The following is a 9,317-nucleotide window of genomic DNA, read 5'->3' on the forward strand; positions in this document are numbered from 1 at the left end:
GGTTCAGGCGATAACAGGACCGCCGATCTGCACATCAGTGTCGCGGCACAATTTATTGCGCGTGGTAAAGCATGAGGATAGCAGCAGAAATGCGCGATGAATCGCGCCGCTACAATGCGCAGCGGCGCGACGGATTACGCGAAATTACAGAATCGATTTCGCGGTTTTCACCACGTTGGCCACAGTGAAGCCGAACTCTTCGAACAACTTCTCAGCTGGCGCTGACTCACCGAAGGTGGTCATGCCAACGATGGCACCGTGCAGACCAGTGTATTTGAACCAGTAATCCGCAATACCGGCTTCGATAGCAACGCGTGCGCCAACTGCTTTCGGCAGCACAGACTCACGATAAGCCGCATCCTGCTTATCAAACGCATCGGTAGACGGCATGGACACCACGCGCACCTTACGACCTTCCGCGCTCAGCTGCTCGTAAGCGCCAACCGCCAGCTCAACTTCAGAACCGGTCGCAATCAGAATCAGCTCCGGCGTGCCGTCGCAATCTTTAAGCACGTAACCACCGCGCGCCACGTTAGCCAGCTGCTCAGCGCTACGATCCTGCTGCGCCAGGTTCTGACGCGAGAAGATCAGGGCTGATGGACCGTCAACGCGCTCGATAGCGTATTTCCACGCCACCGCAGATTCCACCTGGTCACACGGACGCCACAGGCTCATGTTCGGGGTAGTGCGCAGGCTCGCCATCTGCTCAACCGGCTGGTGCGTCGGGCCATCTTCACCCAGACCGATAGAGTCGTGGGTATAAACCATCACCTGACGGATTTTCATCAGCGCCGCCATACGTGCCGCGTTACGCGCGTACTCGACGAACATCAGGAAGGTTGCGGTGTACGGCAGGAAGCCACCGTGCAGCGCAATACCGTTGGCGATGGCAGTCATACCAAACTCACGCACGCCGTAATGAATGTAGTTGCCTGCGGCATCTTCATTGATCGGCTTCGAGCCAGACCACATGGTCAGGTTGCTTGGCGCCAGGTCAGCCGAGCCGCCCAGATATTCCGGCAGCAGCTTACCGAAAGCTTCGATGGCATTCTGCGATGCTTTACGGCTGGCGATTTTTGCCGGATTAGCCTGCAGCTGCTCGATGAACTTCTGCGATTCCGCCTGCCAGTTGGCTGGCAGCTCATTGTTCACGCGGCGTTTGAACTCTGTGGCCAGTTCCGGATGCGCAGCGGCGTAAGCAGCAAACTTTTCGTCCCAGGCTTTCTCTTTCGCCTGGCCGGCTTCTTTGGCATCCCACTGTGCGTAGATTTCAGAAGGAATTTCAAATGGCGCGTAGTTCCAGCCCAGCTGTTTACGGGTCAGCGCGATTTCGTCGTCACCCAGCGGGGCACCGTGCGAATCGTGCGTACCGGCTTTGTTCGGGGAACCGAAACCGATGATGGTTTTGCACATCAGCAACGATGGCTTGTCGGTGACCGCTTTGGCTTCTTCCACCGCTTTCTTGATCGCGTCGGCGTCATGACCGTCCACGCCACGCACCACGTGCCAGCCGTAGGCTTCGAAGCGTTTGGCGGTGTCGTCGGTGAACCAGCCATCCACGTGACCGTCAATAGAGATGCCGTTGTCGTCATAGAACGCCACCAGCTTGCCGAGCTTCAGGGTACCGGCGATGGAGCACACTTCGTGTGAGATGCCTTCCATCATGCAGCCGTCGCCCATGAACACGTAAGTGTGATGGTCTACGATATCATGGCCCGGACGGTTGAACTGCGCCGCCAGCGTGCGCTCAGCAATGGCGAAGCCCACGGCGTTCGCGATGCCCTGACCCAGTGGGCCGGTGGTGGTTTCTACGCCTGCGGTGTAGCCGTATTCCGGGTGACCTGGGGTTTTAGAGTGCAGCTGACGGAAGTTCTGCAGCTCGCTCATCGGCAGGTCATAGCCGGTGAGGTGCAGCAGGCTGTAAATCAGCATCGAGCCGTGGCCGTTGGACAGCACGAAACGGTCGCGATCTGCCCACAGCGGGTTAGTTGGATTGTGGTTCAGGAAATCACGCCACAGCACTTCAGCGATATCGGCCATGCCCATTGGGGCACCCGGATGTCCCGATTTCGCTTTCTGTACTGCATCCATACTTAACGCGCGAATGGCGTTGGCAAGCTCTTTACGAGAGGGCATCTTCTACTCCAGGTCGGATTAATGCTCCGCCACGCTTAACTGATTGTAATTAATGAGTTATAAGGCGAAGCGAGAAAAAAGTCGCACATCAATGTACATGAAAATCGGGGCAAAAGTACATGTATCAGGATGCTAAATCTGCGGTTCAGGGTTGCATTTCGGGGCCTGTCTGCTAGCCAATCCGCCCCTGGCACGCTATAACCAATGCGTTTAAACACCTGCGTGGTTTTTCAGGTGTTTGTTTTCTCTACCTGTTACTCAAAGGATGCTGATATGAAAATTCGCGCCATGGTTGTCGCGCTGGGAATGGTTTCGCTGCTGAGCGGCTGCGAAGGAATGGATAATAACGCACTGTTGCAATCTGGCGCGCAGGCGTTTCAGGCTTACTCGCTGAATGACGCCCAGGTTAAAGAGCTGAGCGATCAGTCATGTGCGCAGATGGATAAAGAGAACCAGCTGGCGCCGGCCAACAGCAGCTATCAGCAGCGGCTGAACAAAATCGCCGCCGCGCTGGGCGATAACATTAACGGCGTACCGGCCAACTACAAGGTGTATCTGACCAAAGACGTCAACGCCTGGGCGATGGCGAATGGCTGTATCCGCGTTTATAGCGGTCTGATGGATATGATGAGCGACAACGAAGTGGAAGGCGTGCTCGGCCATGAAATGGGCCACGTCGCGCTCGGCCATACGCGCAAAGCGATGCAGGTGGCTTTCGCGACCACGGCGGCACGCAACGCTGCGGCGTCGGTGGGTGGCGTGATTGGTTCTCTGTCGCAGTCACAGCTGGGCGAGATGGGCGAGAAGCTGGTTAACGCGCAGTTCTCACAGACCCAGGAGTCGCAGGCGGATGACTATTCGTACGATCTGCTGAAGAAGCGCGGCATTAATCCGCTTGGTCTGGCGACCAGCTTCGAGAAGCTGGCGAAGCTGGATCAGGGCCGCCAGAGCTCGATGTTTGACTCGCATCCGGATTCTGAGTCGCGCGCGCAGCATATTCGCGACCGCATCGCGGCGGATGGTAAGTAGTCGCCGTTTTCCCCTCACCCCAGCCCTCTCCCGCTCGCGGGAGAGGGGGCAGTCCGTGCTGTTTTCACCGCCCGCTCGATCGGCTCCCTCTCCTGGGGGAGAGGGAGCGGTCCGTGCTGTTTTCACCGCCCGCTCGATCAGTTCCCTCTCCTGGGGGAGAGGGTCAGGGTGAGGGCACTCGTCCGCACCGCCGCTTAACCTTTATTCGCCGCCTGCACGTGCAGCATATCCAGCGCCAGCGTGGCAGCGGCCAGTGAGGTCAGGTCGGCGTGATCGTAGCCCGGCGCCACTTCCACCAGATCCATCCCCACAATGTTCATGCCCTGCAGGCCGCGAATCAGCTTAGTGGCTTTATCGCTGGTCAGGCCGCCAATCACTGGCGTACCGGTGCCTGGCGCATGGGCCGGATCGAGGCAGTCGATATCAAACGTCAGGTACACCGGCAGATCGCCCACGGTGCGCTTCACTTCGGCCAGAATATCGTCCACGCTGCGGTCATTAACCTGCGCGGCGTCCAGCACGTTGAAGCCCAGGCTCTTATCGAACTCGGTACGGATACCAATCTGCACCGAATGCTGCGGATCGATCAGCCCTTCCTGCGGCGCAGTGTAGAACATAGTGCCGTGGTCAAAAGTCGGGCCGTTGGAGTAGGTATCGGTATGCGCATCAAAGTGCACCAGCGCCATCTTGCCGAAGTGTTTAGCGTGCGCGCGCAGCAGCGGCAGCGTGACATAGTGATCACCGCCAAAAGTCAGCATGCGCTTGCCGTTCGCCAGCAGCTTTTCCGCATGCGCCTGCAGCTTATCGGACAGATCCTGTGAATCGCCGAAGGCGTACACCAGATCGCCGCAGTCCACCACGTTGAGGCGCTGACGCAGATCGAAATCCCACGGCCAGCGGCAGCCTTCCCACGCCAGATTAGTGGAGATCTGACGGATCGCGCCCGGCCCTAAACGGCTGCCCGGCCGGCCTGACGTCGCGGCATCAAACGGCACACCGGTAATCACCCACTCGGCGTCGCTGTCATAAGGCTGGAAGTTCAGCGGAAAACGCATGAAACCGAAGGCGTTAGAAACCAGGGAGTTGTCGTACTGATTGCCCAGCGTGTTGTACATAACGAGTCCTCTTAAATCCTTAAATCGGTTAGCCAGTTAAGGTATAGATGAAAAAAATCCCCTCCGCGTCGTTAGGCCCGACGAGGAAGGGATTGATGGGCGTGATTATCGCCGAGATTGCCGCGCATCGCAATTAGCGCTCGCGCATCGCCTCTTTGGCCTTGTTAAACGGTTTGACCAGATAATCCATGATGCTCTTCTCGCCGGTTTTGATATCCACGGTGGATACCATGCCCGGGCTGATGGCAAAGCGCCGGCCAGCCTTGTTCTGCACATAGTCGTTATCAGTACGAATAAACACGCGGTAGTAGTAAATCTCCGGTTTAACTTCATCCTGGATGGTATCCGGCGAAATGCTTTCCACCACGCCGTTGAGGCCGCCGTAGATGGCGTAATCGTAAGCGGAGATTTTTACCACCGCGCGCTGGCCGGGATGGATAAAAGCAATATCGCGCGGCGACAGGCGTGCTTCAATCAGCAGCCGATCGTTCATCGGTACGATGTTCATCAACTCACCGTTGGGCGGAATCACCCCGCCCACCGTCGAGACTTTGATGTTTTTCACGATGCCGCGCATCGGCGCGCGGATGGTCAGACGCGTTACGGTATCTTCGCGTCCTTTAATCACCTGCGCCAGGCTGTCGGCTTCGGCGCTGGCCTTCGCCAGCTCTTCACGCGCCTGCACGTAATACTGCGAGCGCATATCGGTAAGTTTCAGCTCCAGGTCGGACTTATCGCGCTGTAAGCGCAGCACTTCCACGCTGCTGGCGGCACCGGTTTTCGCCAGCCGCTGGGTGATCGCCAGTTCGCGATTAGCCAGCGCCAGCGACTCCTTAAACTGCCGGGTTGCATCATTAAGCTGGGCGCGTTTGGTGTTATACAGCCGGGTTTCCGCCGCGATAAGATCCGGGTAGCCCTTCAGCTCGGCGGGAAACGTGAGCGGATCATCGTTCACTTCCGCACGCAGGCGCGAGGCCGCTGCCAGCGCGGCCCGGTAGCGCGCCGCGCTCTCGCCGACGCTGGACTGCGAGCGTGTGGCATCCAGTTTCGCCACGATCTGCCCGGCCTGCACGCGATCGCCCTCATGCACATACAGTTCCGTGAGAATGCCGCCCTCCAGCGACTGCAGCACCTGCTCGCGCGAACTGGGGATCACCTTCCCGGTGCCGGTTGAGACCTCATCCAGCATGCCAAACCACGCCCACACCAGCGCCACCACGATCAGCGCGGTGCTGATGACGATCAGCCGCACTGCGCCGGTGTAGTGGCTTTCCGATTTCAGTTCACCGAGCAGATCGTCGGACGAATCCACTTCCGCGGCGGTCACCCGCCGCAGTTTTGCCGGCAATTGTTTCATCATGCCTGTCCCTCCCCCGCTGCTCCGCTGGCGCGCGGTGCCGGCAGCGCATTCTCTTTCGGGCTGTCCATTACCAGCTGCCCCTCTTTCAGCACCAGTATGCGATCCACCAGCGACAGAATCGCCGCGCGGTGCGTCGCCACGATCAGCGTGCGGCCATTCAGCCAGGCGCCCAGCCGCTCAATAAAATCCTTCTCGGTATGATCGTCGAGCGAAGCGGTCGGCTCATCCAGCAACACGATATTAGGATCGCGCAGCAGCATGCGCGCCAGCAGCAGCGACTGGCGCTGACCGCCGGACAGCCCGACGCCGCCCTCCATGACCGGATGATCAAGCCCGAGCGGCAGACGGCGAATAAAATCGGCCCCGCCACTGACCGTCAGCGCGGCAAAAATCGCTTCGTCGGTGGCGTGCGCCGCGCCCATGGTGAGGTTTTCCCGCAGCGTACCGTGGAACAGCCGCGCGTTCTGCGTCAGTAGCCCGACGTTGCGCCGCACGTCCGCGACATCAATATGCGGCAGGCTAAGATTGTCCAGCCGCAGCTCGCCGCCCACCAGATCCATGCCGCCGGCCATCGCCTGCAGCAGCGTGGATTTGCCAGAGCCGTTGCGCCCCAGCACGGCGATGCGCTCACCCGGCTTGATGGTCAGCGTCTTGATGCGCAGCGCCACCGTCAGCGAATCGCTGTAGTAGCGGAACATGGCATCGGTGAACTGATAGTGGCCAAACAGCACCGGACAGTGAATGCGCGTTTCGTCTTTACTGTTCTCCACCGGCAGATTCATCAGCGCATCGAGGCTGCTCTTCGCCGCTTTTACCTGCTGCCAGCGCGCCAGCACGCCACACAGCGTCGCCATCGGCGCAATCATGCGCGAAGACAACAGCGACGCGGCGACAATCGCCCCGGTGGTGATATCGCCGTTGATCACCATCGGCGCTCCGACCACGATCACGCTGGCGTACACCAGTCCCTGAATGGTGACGCCCCAGCTGATCAGCGCATGCATCACTTTGCGCATCTCGACGCCCGACTGCGCGGTGATGCGGATATAGCTGTTCCACTGCTGCAGAAAGCGATCCTCCGCCTGCATCAGCTTGATATCTTCCAGCCCCTGCACGCTCTCCACCAGCACCGCGTTGCGCAGCGTCGACTCTTTCAGGTTTTGCTGCGCCAGCTTCGCCAGTTTTTTCTGGCTCAGCACGCCGGGCAGGATCATCAGCAGCACTGCCACGGGCGCGATCCACGCCAGCTGCGGCGCGATGATCGCCATCACCAGCATAAACAGCAGGAAGAACGGCATATCGACGATCGCCGTCACCGTGGTCGACGTCACCATTTCGCGCACCGCCTCCAGCTCGCGCAGCTGCGAGATAAAGGTACCGGTCGATCGCGGCACCGCACTGTTACGCAGCCGCAGCGCGTGGCCGAACACGCGATCGGAGACGCGCATATCGGCGCGCTTGCCGAGCAGATCGGTGACGTGATCGCGACCGACGCGCAGAATATAGGTGAACACCACCGAGAGGATCACCCCGATATACAGCACGTACAGCGTGGGGTACGACTGCGCCGGGATCACCCGATCGTACACCTGCATCGAGAAGATGATGCCGACCAGCGCCAGCAGGTTGATCAGGAACGATCCCAGCATCACGTAGCCATAAGGACGCATGTCGTGCAGCACCAGACGGCGCAGCCAGTCGGGCCTGACCGTGGCGAGATAGCGATCGACACGGCTATCTTTGGCGGCCGTCACCGGACGCAGCGCCGCGGCGTAGCGGATCTGCGGCAGCAGCGTGTTCAGCGCGATCGGCGCCGGTTGTTCATCGCCGGCCAGGTGCACGCGCACCGTGTCATCGCCATCAAAGCTGGTGATGACGCCAACCTGGCCGTCGCTCAGTTCCACCGCCAGCGGCAAGCGCCAGCTGCTGATCTCCCACTGATGCTCTTCATACAGCTGCAGCGACAGCCCGGCCTGACGCGCCAGATGGCGCAACGCTTTATCACGTGACTGTTTGCCCTGCCATTCGCTGGCAGCCATGATCATGCCCGGCGAGCACGGCAGGCGATAATGGGTCGAGATGAGAATAATGGCGGTGGCCCAGCCGTGCAGCGGCACCTCGCCACCGGCGGCGCTGGCGGGATTGCCATTGGGGGCGTCCGGAATCTGTAATTGCGTCATGGCTGGATCTCCACGGACTGGATGCGCTGGTTATTCAGCGCAAACGCTGACCGCATCTGCCCGGTGCTGTATAAGCAGTCGAGCTGCAGTGAACGTAACTGACTGATGGTTTGCTGCATGGCGAAGCGCGTCTGAAACACTTCCTGTTCGGCGTTGAGCACGTCCAGCAGCGGACGGGTGCCGAGCTGCAGATACTGATCCTGATACAGCTGCTGCGTCTTCTCGCCCAGCGTCTGCTGACGCGACATGATCGCCAGGCTCTGCGACAGGCTCAGCGCTTCGGTTTGCGATTCGCTGAGCTGCTGCTGCGCTTTGAGACGCGCCGAGTTCACCGCCGCATTGGCCGCCTGCAGCGCGCTGGCCGCCGCATCGCGCGCCGCGGTAATGCCGCCGCCCTGATACAGCGGCATCTCAACTTTGACGAACGCGGAATACTGGGTGCGGTCGAGCGTTTCGCTGCCGGAGTAGTGATTGTTGAGGTAATGCGTGACCTGCGGTTCCAGCGAAATAGTGGGTAAATTCTGCGCGTTGGCGTTATCCAGTTTAGCCTGCGCCTGCCGTGCCTGCGCCCACGCCGCCAGCACCGCCGGATTGGATTTGTCGTCGGCTTTGCCCACCGCGCAGGCGCGCGTCAGGCTGGGCGGAAACGCATCGCTGACCTTTTTCACCAGTGGCCAGCCGAGATAGCTGGCCAGCGTGGCACGCCAGCGGTTGAGGCTGGCCTGATACTGGGTCAGCGTAGTGCGCGCCCCTTCGATACGCGCGTCGGTCTGGGTGGCGTCCGAGAGCGATGCCGCCCCCTCTTCATTGCGCTGACGCGCCAGATCGCCAATCTTACTCAGCGCAGTCAGCTGATCCTGGGCGATCTTTACCAGCTGCTGATAGCCCTGCACCTGCACCAGCGCGGCGGCGGTGTCGTGCGCGACGGTATCAATACTCACCAGCACGCTGGCCTGCTCCTGCGCTACCCCGGCTTCGGCGGAGCGCACCGAACTGCTGACTTTGCCAAAGTCATACAGCATCTGCGAAACCGACAGCACAAATGACGGGCTGAAGCCTTTCTCGCTGTAGGCGTTGCTGTAGCCGTTATTCATGCCGGCGCTGATTTGCGGGTAGTATTTGGCCTGCGCCACATCGACCTGGCTGGCCTGCTCCAGCATTTTGCCAATTGCCTGCGCGATGTCCGGATGCCACTGGATGGCGCGCTGTACGGCCTGGTTAAGGGTTAAGGTATCCGGCACGTTAGCCAGCGCGGGTTCGGCCACCTGACCGGTTAAGGAGGGAAGATCCTGCTGCTGCGCCAGACCGGCTGAGGTTATGCGCCCCGCCTGCGTCACGGCATCACTGGCAGCCATAAGATGAGAACTGTGAAAAAACACAATGCCAGCACACAGGGCGCTGAGCTTACAGGTACGGCGAGTTGTTGCGCCTGATTGCATCAGATCCATCGATTGTTCACCAGTAAAAGAGAGAAAGGGGCACCTCCCTGTGCCCGTT

General features: G+C 60.0%; 6 protein-coding genes. 1 reads left to right on the forward strand and 5 read right to left on the reverse strand.

The window, feature by feature from the left end:
- Positions 1 to 144: 144 nt before the first annotated feature.
- On the reverse strand, positions 145 to 2,136 hold the full coding sequence (gene tkt / locus F3I21_RS16375) for a transketolase (protein ID WP_058757105.1): 1,992 nt from the start codon (positions 2,134 to 2,136) through the stop codon (positions 145 to 147).
- A 273-nt stretch (positions 2,137 to 2,409) separates the two neighbouring features.
- On the opposite strand from tkt, the gene F3I21_RS16380 reads away from it, so the two are divergent.
- Positions 2,410 to 3,165, forward strand: coding sequence for a M48 family metallopeptidase (locus tag F3I21_RS16380; protein ID WP_021506645.1), 756 nt, complete (start codon positions 2,410 to 2,412; stop codon positions 3,163 to 3,165).
- 194 nt (positions 3,166 to 3,359) lie between these two features.
- On the opposite strand, the gene speB is transcribed toward F3I21_RS16380, so the two are convergent.
- From speB to F3I21_RS16400, 4 genes are all read right to left on the reverse strand, one after another.
- A complete protein-coding gene (gene speB, locus F3I21_RS16385) occupies positions 3,360 to 4,280 on the reverse strand; it encodes an agmatinase (RefSeq protein WP_021506644.1) in 921 nt (306 codons plus the stop codon).
- A gap of 133 nt (positions 4,281 to 4,413) precedes the next feature.
- A complete protein-coding gene (locus F3I21_RS16390; protein ID WP_370515563.1) occupies positions 4,414 to 5,637 on the reverse strand; it encodes an HlyD family type I secretion periplasmic adaptor subunit in 1,224 nt (407 codons plus the stop codon).
- Entirely contained in the window at positions 5,637 to 7,820 is a 2,184-nt protein-coding gene (locus tag F3I21_RS16395; protein ID WP_150059337.1) for a type I secretion system permease/ATPase, read from the reverse strand. Before F3I21_RS16395 ends, F3I21_RS16390 begins: the two co-directional genes overlap by 1 nt.
- On the reverse strand, positions 7,817 to 9,268 hold the full coding sequence (locus F3I21_RS16400; protein ID WP_031279469.1) for a TolC family outer membrane protein: 1,452 nt from the start codon (positions 9,266 to 9,268) through the stop codon (positions 7,817 to 7,819). The genes F3I21_RS16395 and F3I21_RS16400 overlap by 4 nt, the downstream gene beginning before the upstream one ends.
- Positions 9,269 to 9,317: the final 49 nt, after the last annotated feature.

The sequence above is a fragment of the Pantoea sp. B_9 genome, assembly GCF_008632015.1.
Lineage (GTDB): Bacteria > Pseudomonadota > Gammaproteobacteria > Enterobacterales > Enterobacteriaceae > Pantoea > Pantoea dispersa.